Genomic DNA, 15,804 nt, shown 5'->3' on the forward strand with positions numbered 1-15,804 from the left:
CGACCTGACTCAGTCCAGCCAGGCCCTGAGCGCCGCTTCGCCGTCCGCGCTGAACGCGAGCACGCGCGATTCCGGCACGCGGCGCGCCCAGCCCAGTTGCTGGAAACGGTCCAGCAGCGCCGTCCCGAGGGCGCCGGCCAGGTGGTGGCGGCGCTCGCTCCAGTCCAGGCAATGGCGGCACAGCGGCCGCCGTGTGGCGGAGGGCAGCGGATCGATGCCGATGGTCGCGATCAGTGCGCGGCCATGGTCGGTCAGTGTGATGCCGCCCGCATCCAGCGCGAACGCGCCGCGCCGGGCCAGGCTTTCGTAGACAAGCACCCCGAGTTCGCCCGCGAGATGGTCGTAGCAGACGCGCGCCTTGCGCAGCGCCGGTTCGCGTGGACTGGACCGCACGCGCACGGATCCTGTGCCGAACGCGATGCCCATCATGGATTCGAGCAGGTGCGCGACGTCGGCGTCGGCAATGCGGAAATAACGGTGCCGCCCCTGCGCCTCGACGGCGAGCAGGCCCGCCTCGCGCAGCTTGGCGAGGTGCGTGCTGATCGTCTGGCGCGTGACGCCGGCGGCGTCGGCCAGTTCCGTCGCCGTCAGCGCCATGCCGCTCATCAGCACGTTCAGCACTTCGGCGCGTGCCTGGTCGCCGATCAGTGCGGCGATGTTCGCGATATTCGGTCCGTCTCTCATGGTTCGATCTTAGCCGAAGCATCGGGGGAGGGCCAGTGACTACCATGGGGCTTCAACGTTACGAGGAGCCATCATGCCCATCACCTGTTTCATCCGCTACGAGATCGACCCCATCCAGCGCGACGCCTTCCGCACGTATTCCGAAAACTGGGGCCGCATCATTCCACGCCTGGGTGGCCGCCTGCTCGGCTACTTCCTGCCGCACGAAGGCACCAATTACGAGGCATGGGGTCTCGTCGGCTTCGACAGCCTGGCCGACTACGAAGCGTATCGGCTGCGCTTGAAGAAAGACGACGAAGCGGTGGCGAACTTCCGGTTTGCGCGCGAAAAACGCTTCATCCTGCGCGAGGAGCGCACGTTCCTGGAAAACGTCGCATGATCGCCGTGATCTTCGAAGTGGAGCCGGCGCCCGGCAAGCGCCAGGATTACCTGGATGCGGCCGCCGCGCTGCGTCCCGAACTGGAAGCGATCGACGGCTTCATCTCCATCGAACGTTTCGCATCGCTGACGCGGCCGGAGAGGATGCTGTCGCTGTCGTTCTGGCGCGACGAGGACGCCGTGAAACGCTGGCGCACCTTGCCCGCGCACCGTGCCATGCAGGCGGCGGGGCGGGCCGGCCTCTTTGCCGATTACCGCCTGCGCGTGGCCGCCGTCGTGCGCGACTACGGGCTGCACGAACGGGACGACGTGCCGTCCGACCTCGTTACTCCTTGATTTCCGGCTCGACCAGTTGGGCCAGCAGCTGCAGCGATTCCTGCCAGCCGAGGTAGCACATCTCGGCGGGAATCGCGGCCGGGATGCCTTCCTGCTTGACCTTGATTTCGACCCCGCAGAACACCTCGCGCAGCTGCACGGTCGTCTGCATGCGGCCGGGCAGGTTGGGATCGTTGAATTCGGCCGTGTAGACGAGGCGCTTGCCCGGTTCCAGTTCCAGGTATTCGCCGCCGAACGAGTGCCTCCCGTCCGTCGTGAAATTCGTGAAGGACATCCGGTAGCGGCCGCCGACGTGGGCGTCCTGCTCGTGCACGGTGCAGGTGAAGCCGTGCGGCGGCAGCCATTTGGCGACGGCGGCCGGCGTGATAAAGGCGCGGTAGACGCGGTCGGCGGTGGATTTCAGGACGCGGTGCAGTTCTACAGTATTCGTGGACATGATCGGTCTCCTTGGCGTAAGTGGCAGAGGACATCCCTCTGATCCTACGACGAACGGGCGGCCCGCGGATCGACACGCGGATAAAAAAAATTATCGTCCGCGGAAGCGCCGGATCGCGGCGTCGACCATGCCCTCCGCGCTGCCCTGGCGTTCGTACTGCCCGCGCAGGAAACTCGCGTCGCCGCCGTCGCTGGCCGCCGCGGCCAGGTGCGGCAGCGCGTCCAGGCTGCCCAGCGCCTGCGCATGCGGTTCCATCAGGTCCAGGGTGGCGATGATGTCCTCGCGCAGCGGGAGTTGTTCATAGGTCTTCGGATGCGTGATCACGCCGTCGAGCCCGAAGCGGCTGGCCTGGAAGCGGTTGTAGTTGTAGACGAGGTAGTCGTCTTCCAGCGGCGGCGCTTCCTTCCGTTCGAGCAGGTGGCGGCACAGCGCCTGCAGGTAGGCCGCGAGGGCGGCGGCCCGTTCGACCGTGAGCGGCGTGTCGCACACGCGCAGCTCGATCGTGCCGTATTCCGGTTTCGGCCTCAGGTCCCAGTAAAAATCCTTCATGCTCCTGATGATGCGCGTGCGCTCCATCTTGGCGAAATAGACGTCGGCGAAATCGGCCCAGCTCAGTGTGAACGGCGCGCGGCCGCTCAGGGGGAAGGCCGAGACCGAATTCAGGCGCGCCGAATCGAAGCCGCTGTCGTGGCCCTGCACGAACGGCGACGATGCGGACAGGGCGATGAAGTGCGGGATGTAGCGCGACAGGGCGTGCAGCAGGAACAGCGCGTCGTCGCCGCTGGCGCAGCCGATGTGCACGTGCTGGCCGAACACGGTGAACTGCTTGGCGAGATAGCCGTACAGCGCCGACAATTCCTGGTAGCGCGGCTTGGCCGAGATGCGCTGTTCGGACCAGTGCTGGAACGGATGCGTGCCCCCGCCGGCGATGCCGATGTTCAGTACGTCGCTGGCGGCGACCAGCGTATCGCGTATCTCGAGCAACTCGGCCAGCAGCGTGCGGTAGTTCGTCTGCACGCTCGAATTTATCTCGATCATGCTTTCCGTGATCTCGGGCGTGACGTTGCCGGGGAACGGCTTGCGCTTCAGCAGGTGCATCAGGTCGGGGCTGGCCGGCGTGAGGTCGAAGTCGGACAGGCTGACGAGCTGCAGTTCCAGCTCCACGCCGAACGTCAGCGGTGCCGAGGTGGCGAAGGGTTCAAGCGGCATGGTTGACCTCCGGCGCTTCGCGCGCCCACACGAGGGCGCGTTGCAGGATGATGGGACCGAATACTTCGAGCAGCATCGTCACGGCGGCGACGGCGCGCAATTCCTCGACGACCTGCACGCCGGCGTGGCGCGCATGCTCGATCAAGAGGATCACAAACACGGACAACGGCGTCAACGCCACGCCCGTCAGCGCACCCTTGCGCCACGAGATGCCGGACAGATGGGCGAACGCCGTCACGCCGGCCATCTTGGCGAGCAGGCGCACGAGCACGAGGGCGACGGCAAGCAGAGCGCCGGCCCACACGCGGCGCCAGTCGAGCGTCGAGGCGGCGAACACGAACAGCACGACGGTGAGCAGTTCGCCCAGCGCGCCGAAATTGCGCTGCGCCTGGCTGAACGCGACGCGGCGGTGGCGCGCCGTCAGTCCGAACGCGAGCGCCGCGACGACGGGCGACAGGCCCAGTGCGTACGTGATCGCGACGAGCAGGATCACGGCCAGCGCGAAGGCGACGGTGGCGTCCTGCGCCAGCTTTCCCAGCAGACGCAGGACGCCCGGCACGACGAGGCCGAACACGGCGCCCGTGAAGGCCGAGACGCCCAGCACGACGAGGCTGTTCCACAGCGCGTCGCCGACGTCCTCGAACGTGCGGAAGATCCACAGGCCGACGGTGGCGTTGAACGCGAACACGGCCAGCACGCAGTTCAGCGCGCACAGGTGCAGTGCCCGTTCCGTCACCTGGCCCGAGCTTTTCTGTTCGTTGATCACGCGGACGACGGTCGCGGGCGACGTCGCCATCGACAGCGACGCGAGCATCAGCCGGTCGATCAGCGCCGCGCCGAACGCATTCGCGACGAGGTAGACGCCGACGAACGTCAGGCCCGCTTCGACGAGGCCCGTGACGCCGATCCACGGATTCGTGCGCAGCCAGCGCAGGTTGATGCGGTAGCCCAGCTCGAACAGGATCAGGCCGAACCCGACGTCGGCCAGCAGCAGCGTCGTGCCGCCTTCCGGCAGCGGCAGTATGCCCAGCTGGGGCGCGGCCAGGATGAAGCCGACGAGGCCATAGAAACTGATGCGCGGCAGGCCGGTCCAGCGCTGCCCGAATTCGCCGACCAGCCAGGCCAGCGTGATCGCGAAGGGCCAGGCGAGGCTCGTGAGGACAGACAGGAATTCCTGCATACCTGCTCCTTTGTCAAAATGTTACAACCTGCGACCGATTCTACAAGAGCGATTTGTCCGCACGATTACGTGTAGGAATACGCCGTGCGCAATTCAAACGCCGCGCGTGGGCACGGGGTGCCCACCTTTGCGTGAAGGATCGCCGCCCGGTTATTTGCTCAACAAACGCATCGCCCGTTCCAGGCCGTCGATCGTCACGGGGAACATGCGGTTGCCCATGATCTGCCGGATGACGGCGATCGATTGCCGGTACTGCCACAGGTGCTCGGGCTCCGGATTCAGCCATGCGAATTTCGGGAACGCGTGGCAGAACCGGGCGAGCCATTCCGCGCCCGCTTCCTCGTTGGCGTATTCGACGGAGCCGCCCGGCGCGAGGATTTCGTAGGGGCTCATCGTCGCGTCGCCGACGAAGATCAGGCGCGTGTCGGCCGGGTAGGTGCGCAGCACGTCCCACGTCGGGAAGCGCTCGGCGTGGCGGCGGCGGTTGTTTTTCCACAGGTGGTCGTAGACGCAGTTGTGGAAATAGTAGAACTCCATGTGCTTGAACTCGGCCTTCGCCGCCGAGAACAGCTCTTCGGTGCGCTCGATGTGGTCGTCCATCGTGCCGCCCACGTCCAGCAGCATCAGCACCTTGATGCGGTTGCGCCGCTCCGGCTGCATCCTGATGTCGAGCCAGCCCGCGTTGTTGGCGGTCGAGCGGATCGTCTCGTCCAGCGCCAGTTCGTCCGGCGCGCCCTGGCGCGCGAAGCGGCGCAGGCGGCGCAATGCCACCTTGATGTTGCGGATGCCCAGTTCGCGCTCGCCATCGTAGTCGCGATAGGTGCGCTGGTCCCACACCTTGACCGCAGACCGGTTGCCGCCCCGCATTTTATCTTCCTTGCCGATGCGGATGCCCTGAGGATTGGTGCCGCCGTTGCCGAACGGGGACGTGCCGCCGGTGCCGATCCACTTGTTGCCGCCCTCGTGGCGCTCCTTCTGTTCCTTCAAGAGTTCCTGCAAGCGGTCCATCAGCTTGTCGTAGCCGAGCTTCTGCAGCTCTGCCTTCTGCTCGGGCGTCAGTTCGCGTTCCAGGCGCTTGATCAGCCAATCCAGAGGAATGTCGGCCTTCTCGTCGAACACCGTCTCGATGCCCTTGAAAAAGGTGCCGAACGCGCGGTCGAACTTGTCGAAATGGGCTTCGTCCTTCACCAGCGTCAGGCGCGCGAGATAATAAAACTCGTCGAGCGACGGCGCGATCACCTGCTTCTGCAGCGCTTCCAGCAGCGTGAGGAATTCCTTGATCGTGACGGGAACCTTCGCGTCGCGCAGGGTGAAGAAGAAGTCGATCAGCATGCCGCGCCTCTTTACCCTGCGTGGCGCGCGTGGCGGCTCAGTTTGTAATGCAGGTGCGACTTGATCTCAAGCCACTCGCCGCGCACGATGCTGTACATGACCGTGTCGCGCACGGTCCCGTCGCGGCGCGGCGCATGGTGGCGCAGCACGCCATCCTTCTTGGCGCCCAATCTCTCGATGGCGGCCTGCGACGCATAATTGAAATTATCGGTGCGCAGGCCGACGACGGCGCAGCCGAGGGTGTCGAACGCGTGCGACAGCAGCAGGAGCTTGCAGCTCGTGTTGACGTGGCTGCGCTGGCGGCTCTTCGCGTACCACGTGTAGCCGATCTCGACGCGGTCGATCGCGGGCATGATGTCGTGGTAGCTGGTCGTGCCGATCACGGTGTCGCTGGACGCGTCGACGACGGCGAAGGCGACCCGGTTCGGCGTCTCCAGCCCCATGCGGATATAGGCTTCCGTGTCCTGCGGTTCCGGCACGGAGGTGACGCGCAAGTTCCACAGTTCGCCGTCGGCGGCTGCGGCGCGCAGGCCGTCGAGGTGGTGCAGCCCGAGCGGCTCCAGGCGCACGCCGTTGAATTCCAGGGTGACGGGAGCGACCTGGATCATCGGTTGTGCCTCGCCATCGCCACCAGGCGCTCGAACAGGCTCACGTCCTGCTCGTTCTTGAGCAGGGCGCCCGCGAGCGGCGGCACGATCGTCTTGCCGTCCTGGCTGCGCAGGACCTCGGCCGGGATGTCCTCGGCCAGCAAGAGCTTCAGCCAGTCGAGGAATTCCGACGTCGACGGCTTCTTCTTCAGGCCCGGCACGTCGCGCAGTTCATAAAAACCCTGCAGCGCGGCGGACAGCAGGTCGGCCTTCAGCGTGGGGTAGTGGACCTTGACGATCTCCGCCATCGTGTCGCGGTCGGGGAATTTGATGTAGTGGAAGAAGCAACGGCGCAGGAAGGCGTCCGGCAAATCCTTCTCGTTGTTCGACGTGATGATGACGAGGGGGCGGTGCTTCGCCACGACCATCTCGCGCGTCTCGTACACGAAGAACTCCATGCGGTCCAGTTCGCGCAGCAGGTCGTTCGGGAATTCGATGTCGGCCTTGTCGATCTCGTCGATCAGCAGCACGACCGGCTCGGGCGCGGTGAACGCCTGCCACAGCACGCCCTTGACGATGTAGTTGTGGATGTCGCGTACGCGCTCGTCGCCCAGTTGCGAATCGCGCAGGCGCGAGACGGCGTCGTATTCGTACAGGCCCTGCTGGGCCTTGGTCGTCGATTTGATGTGCCACTGCAGCAGGGGCATGTCCAGCGCGGCCGCGACCTCTTCGGCCAGCATCGTCTTGCCGGTGCCGGGTTCGCCCTTGATCAGCAGGGGGCGGGCGAGGGTGAGGGCGGCGTTGACCGCCAGTTTCAGGTCGGCGGTGGCGACATAGTTATCGCTGCCTTCGAAGCGTCGGGGTGCGTGCATGGGCCTGGGCAGATCATATGGAAATGCTATCGAGTATATGCCAGAACGCCGTGGCGGGCAGGCCGTCCATGCTGCGCTGCCCAATGGACTCGACTATATTCTTCGGATAGAATCGATTGGATCGTGGCAAAAATGCCATTGCAGTTGCAGTACCGGGGGTCTAGAAAACCTGCTGCCGCCGCACGGGTCGCAAGGCGCCCTATCGATTCAACCCAACGATAGGTCATCCATGAAAATTTCAACAGCATTACTCGTGCTGGCAGCCGGCGCCTCGATGGCCGGCACGGCCGGCGCAGCCGACATCGTCGGCAATCCGAAGGCAGCACCCAACAAGATCGAGCAGTGTATCGGCTGCCACGGCATCCCCGAGTACAAGGGCACGTTCCCTGAAGTCTATCGCGTACCGAAGATCGGCGGCCAGTCGGCGAAGTACATCGAAGCCGCGCTGCAGGCATACAAAAAAGGCGACCGCAACCACCCGTCCATGCGGGGTATCGCGGCCAGCCTGTCCGACCAGGACATCGCCGATATCGCCGCGTATTATTCGCAACAGTCCCCGTCCAAGTAAGGAGCGCGCCATGAATAAACTGATCGTCGCGCTGACCCTGGGCGCCGCCTCGCTGGCCCTGTCCGGCCAGGCGCTGGCTTCGGGCAATGCCGCCAACGGCGCCGAACTGGCGAAAAAATACAACTGTGCGTCCTGCCACGGCGCCGACTACAAGACCCCGATCGATCCCAGCTATCCGAAGCTGGCCGGCCAGCATGCCGACTACCTCGTGCATGCGCTGACCGCGTACAAGCGCGGCACCAAAGCCGCCAACGGTCGCAACAACCCGATCATGGCCGGCATGGCCCAGCCGCTGTCGGATCGCGACATGGCCGACATCGCTGCCTACCTGGAAAGTCTGCCTGCGGCGCTCGTCACGAAGCGCTGATCCGCACGGGCCGTTACAATAACGGCCCATCCGGATTGTCCGGAATCCCTCCTGCCGCGTGCCGGCCGGAGGGATTTGTTTTTTGGAGCCCGCCTTGTCCGACGTATCCCCCTCCCACATCAAGACCAATGTATTGAGCGGCCTGACGGTCGCGCTGGCGCTGGTTCCCGAGGCCATCGCCTTCGCCCTCGTGGCCCACGTGTCGCCGCTGACCGGCCTGTATGCCGCCGTGCTGGTCTCCTTCATCACCTCCGCGTTCGGCGGCCGGCCCGGCATGATTTCCGGCGCGGCCGGCGCGCTGGCCGTCGTCATGGTCGCGCTGGTCGTCCAGCACGGCGCGCAATACCTGTTCGCCGCCATCGTGCTGATGGGCGTGCTGCAAATGCTGTTCGCGGCCGCGCGGCTCGGCAAATTCATCCGCATGGTGCCCCATCCCGTGATGCTGGGCTTCGTCAACGGCCTGGCCATCGTGATCTTCGTCGCGCAGTTCGAACACTTCAAGACGGGTGGCGGCTGGATGGCGGGGCCGCAGCTGTGGACGATGCTGGGCCTCGTCGCGCTGACGATGGCGATCATCTACGTCACGCCGCGCCTCACGAAGGCCGTGCCGGCAACGCTGGTCGGCATCCTCGCCGTCGCGCTGCTCGCGCACTTCACGGGCATCGAGACGAAGACCGTGGGCGACCTCGGCTCCATCGCGGGCGGCCTGCCGGCGTTCCGCGTGCCGGACGTGCCGTTCGACCTGCAGACCCTGAAGATCGTGTTCCCCTACTCGCTCGTGCTGGCGGGCGTGGGCCTGATCGAGACGCTGTTGACGCTCACGCTGATCGATGAGATCACGGACACCCGCGGCCAGCCGAACCGCGAAAGCCTCGCGCAGGGCGTGGCCAACGTCGTCACCGGCTTCTTCGGCGGCATGGGCGGCTGCGCGATGATCGGCCAGAGCATGATCAACGTGGGCAACGGCGCGCGCGGCCGCCTGTCGGGCATCTGCGCGTCGCTGTTCCTGCTGTCGTTCATCCTGTTCGGCGCGAGCGTGATCGAGCAGATTCCGCTGGCCGCGCTGATCGGCGTGATGTTCGTCGTGTGCGAAAAGACGTTCGAGTGGGGCACGTTCCGCCTGTTCGGCAAGGTGCCGCGCGCCGATGCGCTCGTGATCGTGCTGGTGGCGGGCGTGACGCTCGTCTTCAACCTGGCGACCGCCGTGCTGGTGGGCGTGGTCGTGTCGGCGCTGGTGTTCGCTTGGCAGCACGCGAAGCAGATCCGCGTCGCGACCGCGCAGGACGCGCACGGCTGGAAAGTCTATGAGCTGGAGGGAACGCTGTTCTTCGCGTCGGTGGCCGGCTTCCAGGCGCTGTTCACGCCGAAGGACGACCCGCAGGACGTCGTCGTCGAGTTCCGCCGCGCGCGTGTGGCGGACCACTCGGCGATCCAGGCCATCGACGGCCTGGCGGAACGCTACCGCGCCCTCGGCAAGCGCCTGCATCTGCGCCACCTGAGTCCGGACTGCCGCGCGCTGCTCGAGCGCGCGAAGGACATGATCGAGGTGAACCTGCCGGAAGACCCGCGCTATCGGGTCGCCGACGACAAACTCGATTAAAAACGTCTCCCGAGCTGCTGCGCGTTGCGCTGCCGGCCTGCGATGCTCGTGAGAGGTTTTTTAGCGCACGCGCTTGCGCACGCACTCCACGTATGCGTCGGTATCCGGCTGCGTACCGTGGCGCTGCGCCGACCAGATCATCTCGCCGAGACACTCCATGATGCCGTGGTGCGCCTCGTGCTCGCCCACGCGCGCGGCCAGCGCCTCGTAGGCGGCGCGGATGCCGCGCGGCTGGTCGATCGACACCTGTTCCGTGATCGACAGATGCATCGACAGGTGCAGGAACGGATTCGGCTTGCCGCCTTCGACGGAATAGTCGCGCGCCACCGCCGCATCGGCATCCGTCAGCTCGTCGTGGTATTCGGGATGCTGTTCGATCCAGTCGGCGGCGATGGCGTCCATCGGGGTCAGGATCTCGCCGGCGCGGCGCTTGCGCAAGGCTTCGCAAAAGAAGCGGCGGACGTCGTTGGAGGAGGGGGTGAACATGGGGGAACCGTCGGAAAACCAGGAGGAAGAGCGTCATTGTAGCGCGATGGCGCACACCCTGCCGGCGCGGTCACGGTGCCGGCTTGCGTGCGGCCGCGGGCGTGCAGTTCGCACGCAGCGTGTCCTTGAGCGCACTCGCTTCGGCCGCGTCGCCGCGCGCGGCATGCCACTCCGCCATGTACGTCTGGGCCATGCACGTGCGCGCATGCGCGAGCTTCGCGTCCTTGCCGGCTTCTTCCAGCAGGCGCGCCGCGTTGGTCTTGCCGAGGTAGAAGTCGGCGATCGGCGCGGGCCAGTCGTCTTCCTTCTGCTGTTTCAGTGCCGCTTCCAGTTCGGTCTTCGCCAGGTCCGCCTCGCCGTGGCGCACGCGGGCGATGTACAGCCACAGCGGGCCGAGACGGTCGGCCGGCAGCAGGTCGAGCGCATGGCGCAGTTGCGGGATCGCCGTGTCCAGCTGCCCGGCCAGCATCTGCCGGCGGCCGCGCAGCAGGCTGGCGTTCGGTTGGCCCCCAGTAGCTGCCATGTCGAGCCAGACGCCGGCCTGGAGCGGATCACGGGGTACGCCGCGGCCGGTGTTGTAGATCTGGGCCAGCGCGTACTGGGCGTCCGCATTGCCGGCGTCGGCCTCGGCGCGCATCCAGGGTTCCAGTCCCGTGCCGCGCGTGAACACGTCGCCGCCCAGGTAGGCGATGTACAGTTTTTCCTGGCTCATCGCGAACAGCACGCGGTGGGTGCGCAGGAAGTCCTGGCCGAGGTACACGTCGGCCGTGCGCGAGCCCTGCGAATCGATGACGCCCAGTTCGACGTTGCTGATGGTCTCCTGGCCGATCTGCATGCTCTTGACCGGCGCGATCCAGTGCGGCGCGCGGTCGGAGCCGATCCCGCCGGCGTCGCCCATGCGGACCGCGCCCGGGCCATTGACGTCGATGCCGGCCTTTTTGGCGGCGTCCAGCATCATGAAGCTGCGGTGCGCGCCGGAGTCGATCAGCGCGTCCATCTCCTTGCCGTTCACGACGACCGTGAAATGCGGATTCGGGCTGCGGCTGAAGTTGCGCCCGAACGGCAGCACGACGGTGTCTTCCTTCCACAGGAGCAGCTCCGTCTTGCGGCATTCGAGCGGTCGGTAGAATTTCATCCGCTTTGCGCGCAGGTCGAGTTCCAGGTCGGTCTGCAGCAGGAACGGGGCGCCGACGATGGCGTCGAAGCTCGGTGTGAACGTGGTGCTGCCGATCACGGTCAGTTCGGGACGGCGGCCGGCGTGCGCCGGACCGATGGCGAAATCCTTCAGCCGCACCCCGTACAGGCGCGAGAGGCCCCCGAGGCCTTCCACGTAACGCCCCGTCATGGACAGGTTCAGGTCGCGCCGGGTCGCGGCGTTCATCGTCATGTGGGTCTGGTCGGAGCCGGTGTCGATCAGCATCGTGGCCGGGGTGTCGTTGATCGTGCCGTCGACCGCGGGCGCCAGGCCCTGGCCGACGTAGCGGATGGGCAGGCTGGCCACTTCCACGTAAGTGCATTTGGGCGGGGTGTCCTCGGCGTGGACACGTGCGGACGAGCACAGCGCGGCCAGCACGAGGGGCAGGGCACGGAAAATCGGCAAAGTCGGCATCATCATGGCGATGATTCTACTTCGCAATTTTGCAAAAATTACATTACCAAAATGTAAAAAAGGCAAAGGCAACCGCTTGCACGGCTGCTGTGCCTTTGTTGTGTTGCTTCCGGGCTACTTGCGCAGATCGTTCCCGCAGGTCATTCCTTCCTTGTCACACCCTGTTGCGCCAACACCATCTTGGAGCTGCCGGCCGCGTCGGCGATGGCCTTGCTGGCTGCCGCCACCGCCTTGCTGGCATTGGCGCCACTCGCCACGGCCTTGTTACCGCCATTGCCGTTGCCATTGCCCCCCTGGGCGCGCCGCTCGTGCGGCTGGCGCAGGTAGCGCGAGCTGTGGCGGCGTTCGCCGTTCGCGGGCCACGTGATGAAACGCGACAGTTCCTGCAAGGCGCGCTGGTACACGTCGCGCTTGAATTCGATGACCACGTCCAGCGGGACCCAGTAATCGTGCCAGCGCCAGGCATCGAACTCGGGATGGTCGGTCAGGCGCAGGTTGACGTCGTTGTCGCGTGCCACCATGCGCAGCAGGAACCAGATCTGCTTCTGGCCGCGGTAGTGACCGCGCACTTCGCGCTTGATGAAGTGATCGGGCACTTCATAGCGCAGCCAGTCGCGGGTCCGGCCCACGATCTTGACGTGCTCCTGACGCAGGCCGATTTCTTCCTCGAGCTCGCGGTACATCGCCTGTTCCGGCGTCTCGCCGTATTTGATACCCCCTTGCGGAAATTGCCAAGAATGCTCACGCACCCGCTTGCCCCACCACACTTCGTTGTTGGCGTTCAGCAGGATGATGCCGACGTTGGGGCGAAACCCTTCACGATCGAGCATAATTCACCTCGAAACTTTCTGCCGGCTGATCCCTCTTACTTACGTTTTTACCTAGCAATCCAGATACGTCTGTCGCGCAACCTGCACAGGAACAACAGCATGCACCACGTGTTTCGGATCCATTTGTATAAAGATTGGATGCATCAGCCAGCTAATCCTTTAAAATTAGGTCGATTATAACCCTCTCTTTTTAAAAAGAATTCACCGATATGCGCGCCTCACGATTTTTTATTTCAACGCTCAAAGAAGCGCCCTCCGACGCCGAGATCGTCAGCCATAAACTGATGATGCGCGCCGGGATGATCAAGCGACTCGGCTCCGGCATCTACACGTACATGCCGCTGGGCCTGCGTGTCATTCGCAAGGTCGAGGGCATCATCCGCGAAGAGATGAACAAGGCGGGCGCGATCGAACTCCTGATGCCGCTGGTGCAGCCGGCCGAGCTGTGGCAGGAGACGGGCCGCTGGGACAAGATGGGACCGGAACTGCTGCGCCTCAAGGATCGCCACGGCCGCGACTTCGCGCTGCAGCCGACGTCGGAAGAAGTCGTGACCGACGTCGTGCGCACCGAAGTCAAGTCGTACCGCCAGCTGCCGTTGAACTTTTATCACATCCAGACCAAGTTCCGCGACGAGCGCCGTCCCCGCTTCGGCCTGATGCGCGGCCGCGAGTTCACGATGAAGGACGCCTATTCCTTCGACCGTGACGTCGAAGGCATGCAGAAGTCCTACGAGACGATGTTCAACGCCTACGTCAGCATCTTCAACCGCTTCGGCCTGAAGTTCCGCGCGGTGGCGGCCGACAACGGCGCCATCGGCGGCACGGGCTCGCACGAATTCCACGTCATCGCCAGCACCGGCGAGGACGCGCTGGTCTACTGCCCGAACTCGGACTTCGCGGCCAACATGGAAGCGGCCGAGGCGCTGCCGCTGATCGCCCAGCGCGGCGCCGCGACGCAGCCGCTGACGAAGGTTTCCACGCCGAAGACGACCAAGTGCGAAGACGTTGCGAAACTGCTCGGCATCGGCCTGGACCAGACCGTGAAATCGATCGCGCTGACGGTCGAGAAGGACGTCGACGGCAGGCAGGTCAGGGAAAACTGGCTGCTGCTGCTGCGCGGCGACCATGAACTGAACGAAGTCAAGGTCACGAAAGTGCCGGGCCTGAAGGACTTCCGCTTCGCCAGCGAAGCCGAGATCCAGGAAGCCTACGGCACCGTGCCGGGCTACCTCGGCCCCGTCGGTACGAAGCAGCCGGTCAACATCGTGGCCGACCGCACCGTCGCCAACATGGCCGATTTCGTGTGCGGCGCGAACGAAGCCGAATACCACCTGACCGGCGCCAACTGGGGCCGCGACGTGGCCGAACCGCTCGTCGCCGACCTGCGCAACGTCGTCGAAGGCGATGCGTCGCCGGACGGTAAGGGCACGCTCGCGATCGAGCGCGGCATCGAAGTGGGCCACGTGTTCCAGCTGGGTACCGCGTACTCCGCCGCGATGAACTGCGTCTACCTGGACGAGAAGGGCCAGCCGGCCCCGATGCAGATGGGTTGCTACGGCATCGGCGTGACCCGCATCCTGGGCGCCGCCATCGAACAGAACTTCGACGACAAGGGCATCATCTGGCCGGACGCCATCGCGCCGTTCGAACTGGTGCTGTGCCCGATGGGCTATGACCGCAGCGATCTGGTGAAGCTTGAGACCGATCGCCTGTATGCCGAGCTGCAGGCGGCCGGCGTGGACGTCATCGTCGACGACCGCGGCTTGCGTCCGGGCGCCATGTTCGCCGACTGGGAACTGGTCGGCGTGCCGCACCGCGTCGTGATCGGCGAGCGCGGCCTCAAGGAAGGCAACCTGGAATACCAGGGCCGCCGCGAGCTTGACGCGACCGCCGTCCCGGCTGCGGACATGGTCGGCTTCATCAAGGGCAAGCTGGGCAAGTGATGGCACGACGGTTGATAGTCCGGGCAGCAGCCCGGCTCGGCCCGGTCTTGCTCGCCGCTGCACTGATGAGCAGCGGCGCGGCGCAGGCTGGCAACCAGAAGGAAGAAGCGCTCGCCGATTCGGTCCGGCTGGCGCTCGAAAATGCCATCCGCGACGGCCGGCCGCCCAAGCCGGCCTTCCGCGACGAGGTCGCGCGCGTGCGCTATCAACAATGGTTCGACGCGATGTCGGCGCGCCTCAAGCGCCGCCTGCCGGACGACCAGACGCGCACGGAATTCCTCGAAATCGCGTGGTACGAAGCGACGCGCGCGGGCCTCGATCCGGGGCTCGTGCTGGGCCTGATCCAGGTCGAATCGGCGTACCGCAAGTACGCCGTGTCGATGGTCGGCGCGCGCGGCTACATGCAGGTGATGCCGTTCTGGACGAAGGTGATCGGCGATTCGAACCGCCGCGCGCTGTTCGACATGCAGACGAATTTGCGCTATGGCTGCTCGATCCTGCGCATGTACATCGACATGGAAGGGGGCAACCTGTACCTCGCCCTCGGCCGCTACAACGGCAGCCGCGGCAAGCCCGAGTATCCGAATGCGGTGCTGGCGGCGTGGAAGAACTGGGAGTTCAAGCAGGACGTGATGGTGTCCAGCCGCTGATTTTTCTCAGCCTACGCCCGAATCTCCTCGACCAGCTGCTGCGCGTGGCGCGGCAACCCCTCGAAGCTGCGCATGCACAGCGACAGCTGGCGCACCGCCCACGCATCGGCCAGCTCCAGCACGGCGAGGTCCATCGTGCGCGCGCAGCGCCGCGCGGCCGGTTCGGACACCAGGCCGATCCCGACCCCGCTCTCCACCATCCGGCACACGGCGTCGAAGCTGCGCAGGCGCACGCGCGCGCGCAAGGTGCGGCCCGCGCGTTCGGCCAGCTGCGTCAGATAGCGGAACAGGGCGCTGTCGCCCGTCAGCGTGACGTGGTCGAAATCGACGAGCCGCGCGAACGTCACTGCTTGCCCCTCCTGCGTGACGAGCGTGCGCGCCATGGCCGGCTGCGCGACCGCGACGATGCGGTCGGTGCAGAACGGGAAGGTCTCGAGGCCGGACAGGTCGACCGTGTCGGCCACGATGCCGAGGTCCGCGCCGCCTTCGCGCACCGCGCGCGCGATGTCGCTGGAGGTGCGTTCTTCCAGGTCGATGTCGACGTCCGGATGGCGTGCCATGAAACCGGCCAGCCGCTCCGGCAGGTACTCCGACAGCGCCGCCGTATTGCACAGCAGCCGGATCTGGCCCTTGAGGCCCGCCGCATGCTCGCCCAGTTCCGCGCGCAGGCGCGCCAGTTGCTGGAACACGAGACGCGCGTGGCGCTGCAGGGCGAGGCCCGCGGCCGTCGGCTGCAC

Annotated in this window: 18 protein-coding genes; 7 read left to right on the forward strand and 11 right to left on the reverse strand. The window is 65.7% G+C overall.

The genetic code is table 11. The features are described from left to right. Positions 1-9: 9 nt before the first annotated feature. The gene (locus ACEN88_RS09845; protein ID WP_413339180.1) at positions 10-684 is read right to left on the reverse strand and encodes an ArsR/SmtB family transcription factor; all 675 of its coding nucleotides are present in this window, start codon (positions 682-684) and stop codon (positions 10-12) included. A 73-nt stretch (positions 685-757) separates the two neighbouring features. Between ACEN88_RS09845 and ACEN88_RS09850 the strand changes: the two genes are divergently transcribed. Then, the gene (locus tag ACEN88_RS09850; RefSeq protein ID WP_413339182.1) at positions 758-1,063 is read left to right on the forward strand and encodes an NIPSNAP family protein; all 306 of its coding nucleotides are present in this window, start codon (positions 758-760) and stop codon (positions 1,061-1,063) included. Beyond that, positions 1,060-1,398 carry an antibiotic biosynthesis monooxygenase family protein gene (locus ACEN88_RS09855; RefSeq protein ID WP_413339184.1) on the forward strand — a complete coding sequence of 113 codons (339 nt, stop codon included), beginning with the start codon at positions 1,060-1,062 and terminating at the stop codon, positions 1,396-1,398. The genes ACEN88_RS09850 and ACEN88_RS09855 overlap by 4 nt, the downstream gene beginning before the upstream one ends. On the opposite strand, the gene ACEN88_RS09860 is transcribed toward ACEN88_RS09855, so the two are convergent. The 6 genes from ACEN88_RS09860 to ACEN88_RS09885 all read right to left on the reverse strand — a co-directional run bounded on the left by ACEN88_RS09860 (position 1,388) and on the right by ACEN88_RS09885 (position 7,014). Next, positions 1,388-1,834: an SRPBCC family protein gene (locus tag ACEN88_RS09860; RefSeq protein ID WP_413339186.1), complete on the reverse strand. Its 447-nt coding sequence runs from the start codon at positions 1,832-1,834 to the stop codon at positions 1,388-1,390. The genes ACEN88_RS09855 and ACEN88_RS09860 overlap by 11 nt on opposite strands. Positions 1,835-1,924: 90 nt before the next feature. After that, the gene (locus tag ACEN88_RS09865; RefSeq protein ID WP_413339187.1) at positions 1,925-3,043 is read right to left on the reverse strand and encodes a YbdK family carboxylate-amine ligase; all 1,119 of its coding nucleotides are present in this window, start codon (positions 3,041-3,043) and stop codon (positions 1,925-1,927) included. Further along, complete coding sequence (locus ACEN88_RS09870; RefSeq protein WP_413339189.1) at positions 3,033-4,223, reverse strand: cation:proton antiporter; 1,191 nt, start codon at positions 4,221-4,223, stop codon at positions 3,033-3,035. Before ACEN88_RS09870 ends, ACEN88_RS09865 begins: the two co-directional genes overlap by 11 nt. Positions 4,224-4,373: 150 nt before the next feature. After that, positions 4,374-5,555 (reverse strand): vWA domain-containing protein, encoded by a 1,182-nt coding sequence (locus tag ACEN88_RS09875; protein WP_413339191.1) that lies wholly within the window; start codon positions 5,553-5,555, stop codon positions 4,374-4,376. An 11-nt stretch (positions 5,556-5,566) separates the two neighbouring features. Continuing rightward, the gene (locus ACEN88_RS09880) at positions 5,567-6,163 is read right to left on the reverse strand and encodes a GNAT family N-acetyltransferase (protein ID WP_413339193.1); all 597 of its coding nucleotides are present in this window, start codon (positions 6,161-6,163) and stop codon (positions 5,567-5,569) included. Beyond that, positions 6,160-7,014, reverse strand: a complete 855-nt coding sequence (locus ACEN88_RS09885) for an AAA family ATPase (RefSeq protein WP_413339195.1) — start codon at positions 7,012-7,014, stop codon at positions 6,160-6,162. The genes ACEN88_RS09880 and ACEN88_RS09885 overlap by 4 nt, the downstream gene beginning before the upstream one ends. A gap of 229 nt (positions 7,015-7,243) precedes the next feature. On the opposite strand from ACEN88_RS09885, the gene ACEN88_RS09890 reads away from it, so the two are divergent. The 3 genes from ACEN88_RS09890 (at position 7,244) to ACEN88_RS09900 (ending at position 9,549) form a co-directional block, all read left to right on the forward strand. Continuing rightward, complete coding sequence (locus tag ACEN88_RS09890; protein ID WP_056124278.1) at positions 7,244-7,582, forward strand: c-type cytochrome; 339 nt, start codon at positions 7,244-7,246, stop codon at positions 7,580-7,582. A gap of 10 nt (positions 7,583-7,592) precedes the next feature. Beyond that, complete coding sequence (locus ACEN88_RS09895) at positions 7,593-7,949, forward strand: c-type cytochrome (protein WP_413339198.1); 357 nt, start codon at positions 7,593-7,595, stop codon at positions 7,947-7,949. A 94-nt stretch (positions 7,950-8,043) separates the two neighbouring features. Continuing rightward, entirely contained in the window at positions 8,044-9,549 is a 1,506-nt protein-coding gene (locus tag ACEN88_RS09900; protein ID WP_413339200.1) for a SulP family inorganic anion transporter, read from the forward strand. 60 nt (positions 9,550-9,609) lie between these two features. Here ACEN88_RS09900 and ACEN88_RS09905 read toward each other — a convergent pair whose 3' ends face one another. The 3 genes from ACEN88_RS09905 to ACEN88_RS09915 form a co-directional block, all read right to left on the reverse strand. Continuing rightward, complete coding sequence (locus tag ACEN88_RS09905; RefSeq protein WP_036238314.1) at positions 9,610-10,035, reverse strand: DUF1841 family protein; 426 nt, start codon at positions 10,033-10,035, stop codon at positions 9,610-9,612. Between the two features lie 70 nt (positions 10,036-10,105). Continuing rightward, on the reverse strand, positions 10,106-11,647 hold the full coding sequence (locus ACEN88_RS09910) for an aspartyl protease family protein (RefSeq protein WP_413339202.1): 1,542 nt from the start codon (positions 11,645-11,647) through the stop codon (positions 10,106-10,108). 137 nt (positions 11,648-11,784) lie between these two features. Further along, positions 11,785-12,474, reverse strand: a complete 690-nt coding sequence (locus ACEN88_RS09915) for an RNA pyrophosphohydrolase (protein ID WP_413339204.1) — start codon at positions 12,472-12,474, stop codon at positions 11,785-11,787. Positions 12,475-12,683: 209 nt separating this feature from the next. Between ACEN88_RS09915 and ACEN88_RS09920 the strand changes: the two genes are divergently transcribed. Both ACEN88_RS09920 and ACEN88_RS09925 read left to right on the forward strand, forming a co-directional pair. Next, on the forward strand, positions 12,684-14,417 hold the full coding sequence (locus tag ACEN88_RS09920; protein ID WP_413339206.1) for a proline--tRNA ligase: 1,734 nt from the start codon (positions 12,684-12,686) through the stop codon (positions 14,415-14,417). Next, a complete protein-coding gene (locus ACEN88_RS09925) occupies positions 14,417-15,067 on the forward strand; it encodes a lytic transglycosylase domain-containing protein (RefSeq protein WP_105376415.1) in 651 nt (216 codons plus the stop codon). Before ACEN88_RS09920 ends, ACEN88_RS09925 begins: the two co-directional genes overlap by 1 nt. 11 nt (positions 15,068-15,078) lie before the next feature. Here ACEN88_RS09925 and ACEN88_RS09930 read toward each other — a convergent pair. Next, the coding region (locus ACEN88_RS09930) for a LysR substrate-binding domain-containing protein (protein ID WP_413339208.1) at positions 15,079-15,804 on the reverse strand (726 nt) is incomplete at its 5' end.

The organism is Massilia sp. CT11-108, assembly GCF_047302915.1.
Lineage (GTDB): Bacteria > Pseudomonadota > Gammaproteobacteria > Burkholderiales > Burkholderiaceae_D > Telluria > Telluria orientalis.